The organism is Rhodanobacter sp. Root561, from assembly GCF_001427365.1.
Lineage (GTDB): Bacteria > Pseudomonadota > Gammaproteobacteria > Xanthomonadales > Rhodanobacteraceae > Rhodanobacter.
Genome location: NZ_LMGH01000001.1, coordinates 1092122 through 1106114 on the forward strand (window position 1 = coordinate 1092122; position 13993 = coordinate 1106114).

Annotated in this window: 16 protein-coding genes; 7 read left to right on the forward strand and 9 right to left on the reverse strand. The window is 67.6% G+C overall.

The features are described 5' to 3' along the window. Window position 1 precedes the first annotated feature (1 nt). Entirely contained in the window at window positions 2–484 is a 483-nt protein-coding gene (gene rimI, locus ASD55_RS04645) for a ribosomal protein S18-alanine N-acetyltransferase (RefSeq protein ID WP_056764036.1), read from the forward strand. A 99-nt stretch (window positions 485–583) separates the two neighbouring features. Here rimI and ASD55_RS04650 read toward each other — a convergent pair whose 3' ends face one another. The 6 genes from ASD55_RS04650 to ASD55_RS04675 form a co-directional block, all read right to left on the reverse strand. Further along, a complete protein-coding gene (locus ASD55_RS04650) occupies window positions 584–3439 on the reverse strand; it encodes a valine--tRNA ligase (protein WP_056764038.1) in 2856 nt (951 codons plus the stop codon). Window positions 3440–3544: 105 nt separating this feature from the next. Then, a complete protein-coding gene (locus ASD55_RS04655) occupies window positions 3545–3895 on the reverse strand; it encodes a DUF3147 family protein (protein WP_056717525.1) in 351 nt (116 codons plus the stop codon). A gap of 23 nt (window positions 3896–3918) precedes the next feature. Next, on the reverse strand, window positions 3919–4986 hold the full coding sequence (gene hemE, locus ASD55_RS04660; RefSeq protein ID WP_056764040.1) for a uroporphyrinogen decarboxylase: 1068 nt from the start codon (window positions 4984–4986) through the stop codon (window positions 3919–3921). Between the two features lies 1 nt (window position 4987). Then, the gene (locus tag ASD55_RS04665; protein ID WP_007810035.1) at window positions 4988–5248 is read right to left on the reverse strand and encodes a WGR domain-containing protein; all 261 of its coding nucleotides are present in this window, start codon (window positions 5246–5248) and stop codon (window positions 4988–4990) included. 123 nt (window positions 5249–5371) lie between these two features. Continuing rightward, entirely contained in the window at window positions 5372–6460 is a 1089-nt protein-coding gene (aroB, locus tag ASD55_RS04670) for a 3-dehydroquinate synthase (RefSeq protein ID WP_056764042.1), read from the reverse strand. After that, window positions 6457–7011, reverse strand: coding sequence for a shikimate kinase (locus ASD55_RS04675; protein ID WP_056717528.1), 555 nt, complete (start codon window positions 7009–7011; stop codon window positions 6457–6459). Before ASD55_RS04675 ends, aroB begins: the two co-directional genes overlap by 4 nt. 136 nt (window positions 7012–7147) lie before the next feature. On the opposite strand from ASD55_RS04675, the gene ASD55_RS04680 reads away from it, so the two are divergent. The 3 genes from ASD55_RS04680 to ASD55_RS04690 all read left to right on the forward strand — a co-directional run bounded on the left by ASD55_RS04680 (window position 7148) and on the right by ASD55_RS04690 (window position 8658). Next, window positions 7148–7981: an SDR family oxidoreductase gene (locus tag ASD55_RS04680; protein WP_056764487.1), complete on the forward strand. Its 834-nt coding sequence runs from the start codon at window positions 7148–7150 to the stop codon at window positions 7979–7981. 17 nt (window positions 7982–7998) lie between these two features. Beyond that, entirely contained in the window at window positions 7999–8343 is a 345-nt protein-coding gene (locus tag ASD55_RS04685) for a YbjQ family protein (RefSeq protein ID WP_056764044.1), read from the forward strand. Window positions 8344–8454: 111 nt separating this feature from the next. Then, entirely contained in the window at window positions 8455–8658 is a 204-nt protein-coding gene (locus ASD55_RS04690; protein ID WP_056717530.1) for a dodecin family protein, read from the forward strand. A 77-nt stretch (window positions 8659–8735) separates the two neighbouring features. Here the strand turns inward: ASD55_RS04690 and ASD55_RS04695 are convergent, their stop codons facing one another. Continuing rightward, window positions 8736–9566, reverse strand: a complete 831-nt coding sequence (locus ASD55_RS04695; protein ID WP_056764046.1) for a hypothetical protein — start codon at window positions 9564–9566, stop codon at window positions 8736–8738. Window positions 9567–9798: 232 nt separating this feature from the next. On the opposite strand from ASD55_RS04695, the gene pdxH reads away from it, so the two are divergent. From pdxH to ASD55_RS04710, 3 genes are read left to right on the forward strand one after another with little or no spacing between them, the layout of a single operon-like run. Further along, window positions 9799–10386, forward strand: a complete 588-nt coding sequence (pdxH, locus tag ASD55_RS04700) for a pyridoxamine 5'-phosphate oxidase (RefSeq protein WP_056764489.1) — start codon at window positions 9799–9801, stop codon at window positions 10384–10386. Further along, window positions 10383–10823 (forward strand): secondary thiamine-phosphate synthase enzyme YjbQ, encoded by a 441-nt coding sequence (locus ASD55_RS04705; protein ID WP_056764048.1) that lies wholly within the window; start codon window positions 10383–10385, stop codon window positions 10821–10823. The genes pdxH and ASD55_RS04705 overlap by 4 nt, the downstream gene beginning before the upstream one ends. Before the next feature lie 4 nt (window positions 10824–10827). Continuing rightward, window positions 10828–11637 carry a cobalamin-binding protein gene (locus ASD55_RS04710; RefSeq protein ID WP_056764050.1) on the forward strand — a complete coding sequence of 270 codons (810 nt, stop codon included), beginning with the start codon at window positions 10828–10830 and terminating at the stop codon, window positions 11635–11637. A gap of 910 nt (window positions 11638–12547) precedes the next feature. Here the strand turns inward: ASD55_RS04710 and ASD55_RS04715 are convergent. Together ASD55_RS04715 and proC are read right to left on the reverse strand one after the other, a co-directional pair. Next, the gene (locus ASD55_RS04715; protein WP_056764052.1) at window positions 12548–13123 is read right to left on the reverse strand and encodes a YggT family protein; all 576 of its coding nucleotides are present in this window, start codon (window positions 13121–13123) and stop codon (window positions 12548–12550) included. Further along, complete coding sequence (gene proC, locus ASD55_RS04720; protein ID WP_056764053.1) at window positions 13120–13944, reverse strand: pyrroline-5-carboxylate reductase; 825 nt, start codon at window positions 13942–13944, stop codon at window positions 13120–13122. Before proC ends, ASD55_RS04715 begins: the two co-directional genes overlap by 4 nt. Between the last annotated feature and the right edge of the window lie 49 nt (window positions 13945–13993).

Consider the following 13993-nt stretch of genomic DNA (forward strand, 5'->3'; position numbering starts at 1 on the left):
CGTGGTGGCGGTGATCAAGCCGGCGATCCAGGTGCGCGGCATGCGCCTGGACGACCTGGACACGGTCAGCGCGCTGGAACAGGCCTCCTACGAATTCCCCTGGTCGCCGGGCATCTTCGGCGACTGCGTCAAGGCCGGCCACCCGTGCTGGGTGTTGTGTGTGGACGGGGTGATTGCCGGCTACGGCATCCTGTCGATGGGCGCCGGCGAGGCGCACGTGCTGAACCTCTGCATCGGCCCGGACTGGCGCGGCCGCGGACTGGGTCGGCATCTGCTGGGTCGGCTGCTGGACATCGCCCGCTGGAACGGTGCCGAGCGGGTCTTCCTGGAAGTGCGGCCGTCCAATCCGCTGGCCAAGACGCTGTACGAATCGGTGGGCTTCAGCGAGATCGGCCGGCGCCCGCGCTATTACCCGGCCCGCGACGGGCGCGAGGATGCGATCGTGATGGCACTCGAGATTGCCGCAGGCAATCTCGAGAAATAAGGCAAGAACCCGATCGCCAGGACGCACGAAGCCGCGTTGGGCTGGCAGCGCCCGCCGCTTCTCCGATCCGTCAGCGCAGACGCCGCTCTCCCTGGCGACTCATTTCTGCAGCTTCCCCGCCTGCTCGCGCAACGCCCCCAGCGTGGTGTTCCAGTCGGCGATGCGCTGGCGCTCCTGCGCCACCACCTCGGCCGGCGCGTTGGCGACGAAGCTGGCGTTGCCGAGCTTGCCTTCGCACTTTTTGATCTCGACCTCGATGCGGGCGATCTCCTTGGTCAGGCGGGCCTTTTCCGCGGCCACGTCGATCAGCCCGGCCAGCGGGATCATCACCCGCAGCGTGCCGACCACGGCCGCGGCCGCCGCCGGTTCGTCGGCGCCGGCTTCGATCCACTGCGGCGTTTCGGTGCGGGCCAGGAAGCTGATCTGCGCAGCGAACTTGGCCACCCGCGCGCGATCGCCCGCATCGCCATCGGCGAACAGCAGCGGGATGACCTTGGCCGGCGAGATGTTCATTTCCGAGCGGATCCGGCGGATGCCGGACAGCACGTTCTTGAACCACTCGATCTCGGCGGTGGCTGCCTCGTCGGCGACGATGTCGGATGCATTCGGCCACGGCCGATGCATCAGGCCTTCTTCGGTCAGGCCAAGTTTCGGCCCCACCGATGCCCAGATCTCCTCGGTGATGAAGGGGATCACCGGATGCAGTGCGCGCAGCACGCTTTCGAGCACCACCAGCAGCGTGCGGCGGGTCGACGCCGCCGCGACCGCATCGTCGCCATTGAGCGCCGGCTTCGACAACTCCAGGAACCAGTCGCAATACTCGTTCCACACGAACTCGTACAAGGCCTGCGCCAGGTGGTCGAAACGGTAGCTGACGAAGTGCTGCTCGACCTCGGCCAGCGTCTGCTTCAGGCGCGTCAGGATCCACCGCTCCGCCTCGGTCACCGGCTTTTGATCTTCCCGATTCCCGATTCCCGATTCCCCATTCCCCGTATTCAAGAGCACGAACCGCGCCGCATTCCACAACTTGTTGCAGAACGCCTTGTAGCCTTCGGCGCGCTTGAGGTCGAAGTTGATCGTGCGGCTGTAGCTGGCCAGCGCGGCGAAGGTGAAGCGTAGTGCGTCGGTGCCGATCGCGGGAATGCCGTCGGGGTAGTCCTTGCGGATGCGCTTCTCGACCTTGGCGCGCACCTGCGGAATCAGCAGGGACCTGGTGGACTTCTCCACCAGCGGTTCCAGCGCGATGCCGTCGATCAGGTCCAGCGGGTCCAGCGTGTTGCCCTTGGACTTGGACATCTTCTGGCCTTCCGCATCACGCACGATCGCATTGATGTAGACCTCGCGGAACGGAATCTGCCCGGTGAAATACTTGGTCGCCATCACCATGCGGGCGACCCAGAAGAAGATGATGTCGAAGCCGGTGACCAGCACCGCGCTGGGCAGGAAGATCTTGTCCTGCTCCCAGTTGGCGACGACTTCGCCGCGCTCATTCTTCACCGGACCGTTGGCCGGCCAGCCCAGGGTGGAGAACGGCCACAGCGCGGAGGAGAACCAGGTGTCCAGCACGTCGTCGTCCTGGCGCAGCGCACCGACCGGCGCGGTGGTGGCGCTGGCGCGCGCGTCGGCCTCGTCCTCGCCCACGAAGATGTTGCCGGCCTCGTCGTACCACGCCGGAATGCGATGGCCCCACCACAGCTGGCGGCTGATGCACCAGTCCTGGATGTTGTCCAGCCACTGCGTGTAGGTAGTCGCCCAATTCTCCGGCACGAACCGGATCTCGCCCGAGCGCACGGCATCCAGCGCCGGCTCGGTGATCGCCTTGCGGCCGCCGGGACGTCCATCCGTCTGGACATCCGACGTGAGATCGACGAACCACTGGTCGGTCAGCATCGGCTCGATCACCGCATCCGAACGCTGGCTCACCGGCACCTGCAGCTTGTGCGGTTTGGTTTCGACCAGCAGACCGGACGCTTCGAGGTCGGCCAGCACGGCCTTGCGCGCGTCGTAGCGATCCATGCCCCGATACTTCTCCGGGGCGTTGTCGTTGACCTTGGCATCCAGCGTGAAGATGGTGATCGGCGCCAGCTTGTGGCGCTGGCCGATCGCGTAGTCGTTGAAGTCGTGCGCCGGGGTGATCTTCACGCAGCCGGTGCCGAAGTCGCGGTCGACGTAATCGTCGGCGATCACCGGGATCTGCCGGCCGGTCAACGGCAGGTGCAGCAGCTGGCCGATCAGGTGCGCGTAGCGTTCGTCCTCCGGATGCACCGCCACGGCCACGTCGCCCAGCATGGTTTCCGGACGCGTGGTGGCGACCACGAGGGAGGCTGCGCCGTCGGCGGTCATGTAGCGGATCGACCACATGTGGCCGTCGCGCTCGACGTTGTTCACTTCGAGGTCCGACACCGCCGTGCCCAGCACCGGGTCCCAGTTCACCAGCCGGTTGCCGCGGTAGATCAGTCCCGCGCGATACCAGTCGATGAACACCTTGCGCACGGCGGCAGAAAGGCCTTCGTCCATGGTGAAGCGTTCGCGCGACCAGTCGGCGGCGGCGCCGATGCGGCGCATCTGGTTGGTGATGGTGGAACCGGATTCCTCCTTCCACTTCCATACCCGCTCGACGAACGCATCGCGGCCCAGGTCGTGCCGCGTCTTTTCCTCGACGGCGAGCTGGTTCTCCACGATCTTCTGGGTGGCGATGCCGGCGTGGTCGGTGCCGACCTGCCACAGCGTGTTCATCCCGCGCATGCGCTGGTAGCGCACCAGCATGTCCATCACCGTCTGCTGGAACGCATGGCCCATGTGCAGCGTGCCGGTGACGTTCGGCGGCGGCAGCAGGATGCAGTACGGCTCGCCCCGATTTTGATCGTCATGGCCCGACGGCTTGAACGCGCCGCTGGCTTCCCAGCGGGCATACCAGGTGGACTCGATCTGGGCGGGTTCGAAGCTCTTTTCCATGGGGGCTCGCGATGGCGCGCCACGGGCGCGCGCAGTGTGAATGGACTACGGACGGGCCATTGTACGGGCGCGAGCCGGATGGCCCAAGCGCGTTCGGGCGCCCCGTTACAGCAGTTCGATCCCGAACCGCCGTACCAGCAGCGCGAACAGCCAGAAGCACACCAGCGTGATCACCACGCAGGCCAGCAGCGTCGGCCAGAAGCCGATCCGCGGCAGCAGGACGGGGAAGGCCAGGAACATCGGCAGGGTCGGCACCACGTACCAGAACGTGTACCAGGCATGGTTGGCGATCTTCACCTGCGGCTGGCGCTCCACCTGCAGCCAGATCAGCGCCAGCACGGTGACCAGCGGCAGCGCGGCGATCAGGCCGCCGAGGCGGTCGCTGCGCTTGGCGACTTCGGAGACGAGCACGACGACGGCTGCGGTGATCAGGTATTTCGTGACGAGCCAGAGCATCCGTCCACCCCCTGGAACATGAATCAGCTTTCGCGCAGCGCGCGGCCGTACGCGTGCACTTCGTCCACCAGCACCTTCACGTGCTCCGGATTCACCTCCGGCGTGATGCCGTGGCCGAGGTTGAACACGTGGCCGGGGTGGTTGCCGTAGTTGTCCAGCACGGCGCGGGCCTCGCGGCGGATCACCTCGGGACTGGCGCGCAGGATCGCGGGATCGAGGTTGCCCTGCAGGGCGACCTTGCCGGCCACGGCGCGGCGGGCGTCGGCCAGATCCATCGTCCAGTCGACGCCGAGCGCAGCGCAGCCGCTGTCGGCCATCTCGGCCAGATGCATGCCGGCGCCCTTGGAGAACAGGATCACCGGGAGCTCGCGCGCGGCCGGGTCGGCTTTCAGCGCGGCCACGATCTGCGTCATGTAGCGCAGCGAGAATTCGCGGAACGGCGCGGGGCCGAGCAGGCCGCCCCAGGTGTCGAAGATCATCAGCGCCTGGGCGCCGGCCTCGGCCTGGGCGATCAGGTAGGCGGCGACGGAGCGGGCCAGCGTGTCGAGCAGCTGGTGCGCGAGCTGTGGTTCGTTCCAGCACATCGCCTTCAGCGTGGCGAAATCGCGAGAGCCGTGGCCTTCGACCATGTAGCAGGCCAGTGTCCACGGACTGCCGGAGAAGCCGATCAGCGGCACGCGGCCGTGCAGCTCCCGGCGGATCAGCCGCAGCGCATCCATCACGTAGCGCAGTTCGCCGTCCATGTCGGGCACGGCGAGCTTAGCGATGTCGGCGGCCGTGCGCAGCGGCCGCGCGAACTGCGGGCCTTCGCCCTGGGCGAACGACAGACCCAGACCCATTGCATCGGGGATGGTGAGGATGTCGGAGAACAGGATCGCGGCGTCGAGCTCGAAACGCTCCAGCGGCTGCAGTGTCACTTCGCAGGCGTATTCGGGGTTCTGCGCCAGGCCCATGAAGCTGCCGGCGCGTTCGCGGGTGGCGCGGTATTCGGGCAGGTAGCGGCCGGCCTGGCGCATCACCCAGATCGGCGTGGTGTCGGTGGCTTCCCGGCGCAGTGCGCGCAGGAAGCGGTCGTTCTTCAACTCGGTCATTTCAACGTCCGTAAGGGCCTTCGAGGCCCTGGGCAAACATCAGGCGGAAACCGCGCTTGAGCTGGGCATCGCGCGCTTTCTCGAAGGCGCTCACGGCCTCGTCGCGCTCCAGGAACTGCTCGCGTTTCATGGTCGCGCGGCCGCCCTGGGTGCCGGACTCGCGATACAGCGTCCAGCCGCCGAGCAGGTCCTGCTCCAGCGTGATCTGGACGTAGCGGGGTGCTTCGGCAGCGCCGGGCACGGTTTGCAGGTAGAGGCGCATGGGTTCCAGGGGTGCAACACGAACGGGCGCGTAGCCGGACGGCACAGTTTATAGGATTTGCGCCCGGGGACCCGCCGGATGGCCGGGGCATGTCGTCACACGCGGCGGCGGACGGCGTCTGCCCTAAGTGGCTTCGGTCAGGATCGCCATGACGTCGGCTTCGTCCACGCCGCCGACGATCTCGGCCCGGCCGATGCCACGCCACAGGATCAGGCGCAGGCTGCCGGCGCTGTTCTTCTTGTCCAGCCGCATCAGCGGCAGCAGCTGTTGAGGGTCCATGCCGGGCGGAATCGTCACCGGCAGCCCGAGGGTTTCCAGCAGGCGCAGCATGCGGCGGGTGTCGTAGGCGTCGCTCATGCCCAGCCGTTCGGACAAGCGGGCGGCCAGAAGCATGCCGACCGCCACGCCTTCGCCATGCAGCAAGGTGGTGTAGTGGCCGGCGGTTTCCAGCGCATGGCCGAAGGTGTGGCCGAGGTTGAGCAGGGCGCGTTCGCCCTGTTCGGTTTCGTCGCGGGCGACCACGCCGGCCTTGTAGGCGACCTTGCGCGCGATCGCCTCCTGCACGGTGGCGGGATCGCGGGCGGCCAGCGCATCGGCGTGCTGTTCCAGCCAGGCGAAGAACGGCTCGTCGCCGATCGCCGCGCCCTTGATCACCTCGGCCAGGCCGGCGCGGTATTCGCGGTCGGGCAGGGTGGCCAGGGTGTCGATGTCGGCGATCACCGCGCGGGGCTGGTGGAAGGCGCCAGCCAGGTTCTTGCCGACCGGCAGGTTCACGCCGGTCTTGCCGCCGACCGAGGAGTCGACCATCGCCAGCAAGGTGGTCGGCATCTGGATGAAGTCGATGCCGCGCATCCAGCACGCGGCGCTGAAGCCGGCCAGGTCGCCGACCACGCCGCCGCCCAGCGCGATCACGCAGGCATCGCGGGTGGCGCCGAGCTGGCCCAGCGCTTCCAGCGCGCGGCCGACGTTGGCGAAGGTCTTGTGCGCCTCGCCGTCGTCGAGCAGGAAGGACGACCAGTGCAGGCCGTCCAGCCCCGCTTCGATCCGCGGCAGGTACAGCGGCGCCACCGTGGTGTTGCTGATCACCAGCGCGTGCCGGCCGCGCAGCATCGCGCGCCAGCGCGCGTGGTCGTCGAGCAGGCCGGCGCCGATCCACACCGGATAGCTGCGCTGGCCCAGCGCGACGTGGAGATGCTGGATTGCCGGGTTCATGCGGTCTGCCTGGGGAATGCGGAAGGACGTTGCCAGTGCTGGTCGATCAGCGCGATGCAGCGTTCGCTGGCGCTGGCGACGCTGCCATGTTCGCCGGGAACGGCCAGGTCGGCCAGTTCGCGGTAGAGCGGTTCACGCACCCGGGCCATCGCCTGCAGCCGCTCGTGGCGGTCGGGCACGGCCAGCAACGGACGGCGATGGTCGCGTTCGAGCCGTTCGAGTTGCTGCGCGATGGTGGTCTGCAGCCAGACCACGTAGCCGCGCCCGCCGAGGCATCGACGATTGCTTTCGGCCAGCACCGCGCCGGCGCCGGTGGCCAGCAACAGGTCATGCTGGCCGCTGATTTCCTCCAGCAGCGTGCTTTCGCGCTGGCGGAATCCCGCCTCGCCCTCGATCTCGAAAACCGTGTTCACATCGACGCCGCAATGCCGTTCGATTTCCTGGTCGAGATCGATGAAAGTCAGGCCATAATGCGCGGCAAGCCGTCGCCCGATCGAGGTCTTGCCGGCGCCGGTCGGTCCGATGATGAAAAGGTTGTGCGACGGATTCATGAGCGAATGCTAGCAGGGCCGATCGGCCGGGTCCGACCCGCCCGCAGCCGTCAATTTGCGATACTCGGCGTGCAAGCGCGGGCGTGATCCAGTCAGCCCGATCGATTCATCCCGACAGATCCATGGGAGGGTAGTGGTGAGCGAACGTATCCTGCTGGCCGGATGCGGTGACCTGGGCGAACGCGTGGCGCAGCTTCTGCGCGCGCGCGGTGACGACGTCTGGGCGTTGCGGCGGCATCCACCGGCGCGCGACGCGTCGGGCATCCACTGGCTGGGCGGCGACCTGACTGATCCCGCCAGCCTCGGCGCATTGCCCCACGGCATCACCCGCGTGATCTATCTGCCGGCGCCGGACGGGCGGGACAAGGCCAGCTATCGCGCGGTTTTCGTGGACGGCCTGCGTCATCTGCTGGAAGCGCTGGACGGCAGTCGCCTGCAGCGATGCCTGTTCGTGTCATCCAGCGCGGTGTACGGCGAGCACGATGGCGACTGGGTGGAGGAAACCACCTCGGTCGGTCCGCTCGGCTTCAATGGTGCGGTGCTGCGCGAGGCCGAGCAGTGGCTGGCTGAGCAGCCGGTGCCCGGCGTGGTGCTGCGCCTGGCGGGCCTGTACGGGCCCGGGCGCCTGCAACTGGTGGAAAAGCTGCGCGCGGGACAGCTGCGGGTACCCCGCGAAGTGCCGCACTGGGCCAACCGCATCCACGTCGACGATGCCGCCGCGGCCATCGTCCACCTGCTGCAGGTGGAGGCGCCGCAAGCGCTGTACCTGGGCGTCGACGACACGCCGATGCCGCTGGACGAGTTGTACGATTTCCTGGCCGCGCTGATCGACGCCCCGCCGCCGCCAGAAGGTGCCGCGCCGGTGGGCGTTGGCAGCAAGCGGCTGAGCAATGCCCGCCTGCGCGCCAGCGGCTGGGCGCCGCAGTGGCCGGATTCGCGCGAAGGCTATGCTGCACTGATCGACAGCTGATTCCACGGAGCACCATCATGGCCAGAACCGTTCCACACCATCAGGTCAGTACCGCCAACGAGATCCCCGGCTGCCGCATCGTCCGTTCGCTGGGCATCGTGCGGGGCATCACCGTGCGTTCGCGCAGCGTGGTGGGCAATCTCGGCGCGGCGCTGCAGACCATCGTCGGCGGCAACATCTCGATCTATACCGAGCTGTGCGAGAAGGCCCGCGAGGAAGCGTTCGAGCTGATGCTGCAGCACGCCGCGGCGATGGGCGCCAATGGTGTGGTGGCGATGCGCTACGACGCCAACGAAGTGGCCCAGGGCGTGACCGAGGTGCTCGCCTACGGCACGGCCGTGCAGGTCGAGGCGTCAACGTGACGTGATTTTGCAGTGCGGCTTGTCCCTTCCGACAACGGCAGTCCAGACTGGCGCTTCGAACAGGGGAAGCGCATCGTGCCGCTCGCACGGACTCCATGGGAGAGTGACGTCATGTCAGTAGCCAAGGTCATCGAAATCAACGCCTCGTCCGCCAAGGGCGTCGAAGACGCCGTGCAGCACGGCCTGAAGAAAGCCGCCGAGTCGGTGAAGAACATCAAGGGCGCCTGGGTCAACGAGATCAAGGTGGTCACCGGAGACGACGGCACGGTGACCGAGTGGCGCGTCAACATGAAGATCAACTTCGTGGTGGATTGACAGACGGGAACGGGGAACAGGGAACAAAAGCCTGAAGCTGCGGAGCTTTCGCTGTTCCCCGTTCCCCGTTCCCCGCCTCAGCCGTGACTGAGCCCCGTCACGTGGCGGTCGTCGTCGTACTCCACGCAGGTATCGGACAGCACCGGCAGGGTGGCCAGCGCGTGCCGGCTCAGTCGTTCGAAGTGGGCGAGGAACCGCTCCATCGCCGCGGCGTCCATCGCCAGGGGCGCGTGGCGCGCCAAGAGATCCTGCTCCTGCTCGCCACGCCAGCGCCGCACGATTTCCCAGCCCGGAGCCTGCAGCACGATCAGGGCATCGAACTTGCGCCACAGCGGCTGGTAGCCGCGCAGCTGCTTGTTGACCCAGTGCCGCCAGCTGCCGTCGGGGTCCTCGCAGCGCTCCAGTTCGTTGACCGGCTTGGCCAGCGCAGCCTGCAACTGCGGACGGATGCCCAGTGCCCAGCCCTCCACGATCACCAGCTTCGGCGGCCGGGTGATCCGCGGCCAGCGTGACGGTGGAAAGCGGGTGTCGCGGCCCTTGTCGAAACGCGGGTGCAGCACCGGCAACCGTTCCGAGGCATGCGGCAGGGCGGCCAGCACCGACATCAGCAGTTCGATCTCGTGGGTGCCCGGCACGCCGCGCGTGCGCAGCAGCGGATGGACTTCGCGCGCCAGCGTCTCGCGTTCGCTGCGGGCATAGTAGAAGTCGTCCAGCGACAGCACCTCGGTGGCCCAGCCGCGAGCCTCGGCCTGCATCTTCATCACCCGCGCCAGCGTACTCTTGCCACTGCCCTGCAGGCCGGAAAGGCCAAGGATGTAGGGGCGGCGCGAGCGGGCGATGCGCCCTGCGTACTGGTCGAGCAGATGGCCGGCGAGGGCTTCGTTGTGCAGGTCGGCGTGAGACATCATCCGCAAGATACCTTGGTTCCCGGAGGCACTTCCGCCACAGGCAGGCGGTGATCGCCCAGTATCCCCCAAACGGGCGCGTCCCTGCCTGCTTCACGCCGGGCAGGGCAGGATGGCGCCGTCAGCCGGGCCGGAAAGCTACTGGGGGAACAGGACATTGCACTATCATCGCTCAGGTTCATCCGCGCCATGATGGCGCGTGTCGGCCACGATGCAAAAGGAAAGTTTCGACATCATGCTCAAACCCGAGATTCTGGACACCTTCCTGAGCCTGCTGGACGAAGCCAGGGCCAGCGGCGACCGCGAGCCGACGGCGATGAACCTTTCCACCGTCGACGCTTCCGGCCGGGTCGCCTCGCGCATCGTGCTGCTCAAGGGCGCCGACGAGCGTGGCTTCCGCTTCTACACCAACTACCAGAGCGACAAGGGCAGCCAGCTGGACGCCCACCCGCAGGTGGCGCTGTGTTTCCACTGGAAGCAATTGCGCGAAGGCGTGCAGGTCCGCGTCGAAGGCGCCGCCCGCAAGCTGCAGGACGAGGAGTCCGATGCCTATTTCGCCAGCCGCCCGCGTGGCAGCCAGATCGGCGCCTGGGCTTCGCTGCAATCGCAGACCCTGCCCGATCGCGACACCTTCGAGCAGCGCGTGGCGCGCTACGAGCAGCAGTTCGACGGTCGCGAGGTGAGCCGGCCGCCGCACTGGGGCGGCTTCGTGGTCGAACCGGACATGCTGGAGTTCTGGTACGGCGCCGAGTTCCGCCTGCACGAGCGGGTGCGCTGGGATCGCCACGGCCAGACCTGGACCAGCCGGATGCTGTACCCGTGATCCGGCCGCTGCCCGCGCAGCACGTGGCGCAGGGTGGCTTCATCGTGCATACCCGCGGGCGCGGTTTCAGCGACATCACCGCGCAGGTGGCGGATGCGCTGGCGGCCAGCCATGTCCAGCTCGGCATGGCCCATGTCTTCACTGCCCACACCAGTTGCTCCTTGCTGCTCGGCGAGAACGCCGACCCGGCGGTGGGCCGCGACCTGGAGCGCTGGTTCGCCCGCGCGGTGCCCGATGGCGACCCGCTCTTCGAACACGACGCCGAAGGGCCCGACGACATGCCGGCGCATGTCCGCTCGATCCTCACCGGGGTCAGCCTGGTCGTGCCGGTGCACGGCGGCAAGTTGCAACTCGGCACCTGGCAAGGCATCTACCTGTGGGAGCACCGACTCGACCCGCACCAGCGCAAGGTCACCGTGACCGTGCTGGGGCATTGAGCGGATGGATCACCGCGTGGCCGACTACTTCCCCCAGCGCATCGTCTGCCTCACCGAGGAGCCGACCGAGGTGCTGTACGCACTGGGCGAAGAGCACCGCATCGTCGGCATCTCCGGCTTCACCGTGCGGCCGCCGCGCGCACGCAAGGAGAAGCCGAAGGTCTCCGCGTTCACCAGCGCGAAGATCGGCGAGATCATGAAACTGGGGCCCGATCTGGCGATCGGCTTCTCCGACATCCAGGCCGACATCGCGCGCGAGCTGATCAAGTGCGGCGTGGAGGTATGGGTCAGCAACCATCGCAGCGTCGACGGCATCCTCGCCTACATCCGGCGGCTGGGCGCGATGGTCGGCGCGCATGAGAAGGCCGAGGCGTACGCGCAACGCGCCGAGCGGCACATTGCCGGCATTCGCGCCGCCGTGGCGCAATTGCCGCGACGGCCGAAAGTGTATTTCGAGGAATGGGACGAGCCGATCATCACCGGCATCCGCTGGGTCGCCGAGATCATCGGCATCGCCGGCGGCGACGACTGTTTCCCCGAACTGGCCCGCGAACCGCTGGCCAAGCAGCGCATCCTGCCGAACGGCGACGAGGTGGTGCGGCGCGCGCCGGACATCATCCTGGGCTCCTGGTGCGGCAAGCGCTTCCGCCCCGAGAAGGTCGCGGCGCGACCGGGCTGGGACGCGATCCCCGCGGTGCGCCACGGTGACCTCCACGAGATCAAGTCGCCGATCATCCTGCAGCCGGGACCGGCGGCGCTGTTCGATGGGCTGGACGATATCCATCGAATCATCGCCGCGTGGGCGCTGCGCTGAGCTTTTCGCCGTTTGCTGGCTATTGTGCCGGCGACCTCCAGCCCCGCTCGTCATGCCAGCGAAGGCCAGAAGAGCTTTAAAGCAGCGAAGCTGGCCATCGCACTTGCTGTTGCACCTGACGCTTTGCCGGCTCCTGTGCATCAGAGCAAAGGCCACCTTTCTCTGTGTGGCCAGAGAAACGTGGCCCAAAGAGAGGCCACCCCGCTTCCGCGCTTTCCGGGCTTCCTGCCCGGAAAGTTCGCGAGCCGGGGCCGGGCTTTTCGACAGCACATCCATGTGCTGGCGAAAAGGCATCGGCATCCATGCCGATGCCCGCTACGCGGCCTGTCGACCCCGCCTCGCCGCTGCAGAGGGGCCCCGGATAGAGCGACGCGCATCCTGCGCGTACTTTTCAGAAGAGCCGGATCAAGAGCAGAGCTGCGGCGACCCGGGGCTTTTGCTTTGGCTCTGGCATTGCCTTTCAGCTCCATCATCGAGTGCGGGCCACGATGGCCCGCTGCTTTACCGGGGTCCCTTGTGCGGCGGTGAGCCGGGGTCGACAGGCCGCGCAGCGGGCGTTGCCAGGGATGGCAACGCCTTTTCGCACGGGCAGGCGACGGCATGGATGCCGGAGTTGAGGCAACGCAGGAGCAGTTGCCCGATGCCCGTTCGAAAAGCCCGGCCCCGGCTCACGGACTTGCCGGACAGGAGTCGCCAAGCGGGGTGGCCTTCTCTTTTGGTTACTTTTCTCTTGGCCACGCAAGAGAAAAGTGACTCGGTCGCCGAAGGCGATCGACCGCTCTGCACTTGAAGCTTTTGAAGCTTTTGCTTCTAGGCACATCGAAGCAAGAGGCAGAAAGTGACTCTCCCTCCGGGGGAGGGCGAAAGCCCTTGCTTCAAGAGACCAGAGGCGCCGCGTACAAGAGAAATCTCAGGCGCCCAGTGCCAACCGCGCCCCCAGATCCAGCAGCGGTGCGGCGATCAGCAGGCGGGCCAGCAGCAACACGATCATCACCACCATCGGGCCGAAGTCGATCTGCCCGGCGACCAGCCTGCCGCGCAGCGGGCGCAGCAGCGGGGCCACCAGGGCGCCGGCCAGCTTGAGCAGGGGATGGCGCTGGTCCACCGAGAACATGCTCAGCAGGGACCAGCCGAAGATCAGCACCAGATAGAACAGCAGGGCGAAGTCGAGCAGTTCGGCCAGTGCCAGCACGATCAGTCCCAGCGGATTCGGCATCACCCCGAGCAGGGCGAACAGCAGCAGGCGCTTGAGCAGCATCGCCAGCCAGGCCAGCAGCAGGGCGGCCAAGTTGATCCGGCGCCAGTTCGGCAGCACGCGGCGGATCGGCGCCAGCACCGGGTTGGTGTAGCGGTAGATGAACTGGCTCAGCGGGTTGTGGAAGTCGGCGCGGCAGGCTTCGGCGGCCACGCGCAACAGCAGCAGGGTGACGGCCGCCTCGAAGACCAGCTCGATCAGCATGGAGAGGGCGTTCAGCAGGTAGCTCACGACAGCTTGTCCAGTTCGTTGGCCAGTTCCGCTCCGCGACGGGTGGCGGCGTGGACCGCACGGGCCACGATGTGCGGCAGCCCGTCGGCGGCAAGACTTTCCAGCGCGGCCTGGGTGGTGCCGTTGGGCGAGGTGACGCGCTGGCGCAGCAGCGCGGGGTCTTCGCCGCCTTCGACCAGCATGCGGCCGGCGCCGAGGCAGGTCTGCGCGGCCAGCGCGCGGGCGGTGTCGCGGGGCAGGCCCTGGGCCACGGCGGCCGCTTCCAGCGCCTCGACCAGGGCGAAGAAGTAGGCCGGGCCGGAACCGGACAAGGCGGTGACCGTATCCATCAGCGCCTCGTCGTCGATCCAGCGGGTGATCCCGGCGGCGTCCAGGATGTGCTGGGCCTGGGCCTTCTGCGCCGGGCTGACCCGGCTGTTGGCGCACAGGCCGGTGGCGCCGGCGCCGATCAGGGCCGGCGTGTTGGGCATGCAGCGCACGATCGGCAGGCCGCTGCCGAACCAGCGTTCCAGCTGGTCCAGCCGCACGCCGGCGGCGATCGAGATCAGCAGCGGGTGATTGCGTTGCAGGGTGTCGCGCAGTTCGGCGTGGATCGCCGGCATGATCTGCGGCTTGACCGCCAGCACGATGACCTCGGCTTCCGCCGCGGCAAGCCGGTTCTCGGCGTAGCAGGCGATGCCGAATTCGCGGCCCAGCGCCTGGCGCGCTTCGGCCAGCGGCTCGGCCACGCTCACCGTGGCTGGCGCCACGCCGGTCTTCAGCAGGCCGCCGATCAGGCTGCGCGCCATGTTGCCGCCGCCGATGAAGGCAAGTCGTGTCATGCAGGGTTCCTCGGATGGGTCAGGTGGATCGTCCAGACCGCGTACCTTA

What these genes read in the sequence shown, in the direction of transcription:
- ASD55_RS04650 (WP_056764038.1), bottom strand. Translation starts at nt 3,439, where the DNA reads ATGGAAAAGAGCTTCGAACCCGCCCAGATCGAGTCCACCTGGTATGCC.
- ASD55_RS04655 (WP_056717525.1), bottom strand. Translation starts at nt 3,895, where the DNA reads ATGCTCTGGCTCGTCACGAAATACCTGATCACCGCAGCCGTCGTCGTG.
- hemE (WP_056764040.1), bottom strand. Translation starts at nt 4,986, where the DNA reads ATGACCGAGTTGAAGAACGACCGCTTCCTGCGCGCACTGCGCCGGGAA.
- ASD55_RS04665 (WP_007810035.1), bottom strand. Translation starts at nt 5,248, where the DNA reads ATGCGCCTCTACCTGCAAACCGTGCCCGGCGCTGCCGAAGCACCCCGC.
- aroB (WP_056764042.1), bottom strand. Translation starts at nt 6,460, where the DNA reads ATGAACCCGGCAATCCAGCATCTCCACGTCGCGCTGGGCCAGCGCAGC.
- ASD55_RS04675 (WP_056717528.1), bottom strand. Translation starts at nt 7,011, where the DNA reads ATGAATCCGTCGCACAACCTTTTCATCATCGGACCGACCGGCGCCGGC.
- ASD55_RS04685 (WP_056764044.1), top strand. Translation starts at nt 7,999, where the DNA reads ATGGCCAGAACCGTTCCACACCATCAGGTCAGTACCGCCAACGAGATC.
- ASD55_RS04690 (WP_056717530.1), top strand. Translation starts at nt 8,455, where the DNA reads ATGTCAGTAGCCAAGGTCATCGAAATCAACGCCTCGTCCGCCAAGGGC.
- ASD55_RS04695 (WP_056764046.1), bottom strand. Translation starts at nt 9,566, where the DNA reads ATGATGTCTCACGCCGACCTGCACAACGAAGCCCTCGCCGGCCATCTG.
- pdxH (WP_056764489.1), top strand. Translation starts at nt 9,799, where the DNA reads ATGCTCAAACCCGAGATTCTGGACACCTTCCTGAGCCTGCTGGACGAA.
- ASD55_RS04710 (WP_056764050.1), top strand. Translation starts at nt 10,828, where the DNA reads ATGGATCACCGCGTGGCCGACTACTTCCCCCAGCGCATCGTCTGCCTC.
- proC (WP_056764053.1), bottom strand. Translation starts at nt 13,944, where the DNA reads ATGACACGACTTGCCTTCATCGGCGGCGGCAACATGGCGCGCAGCCTG.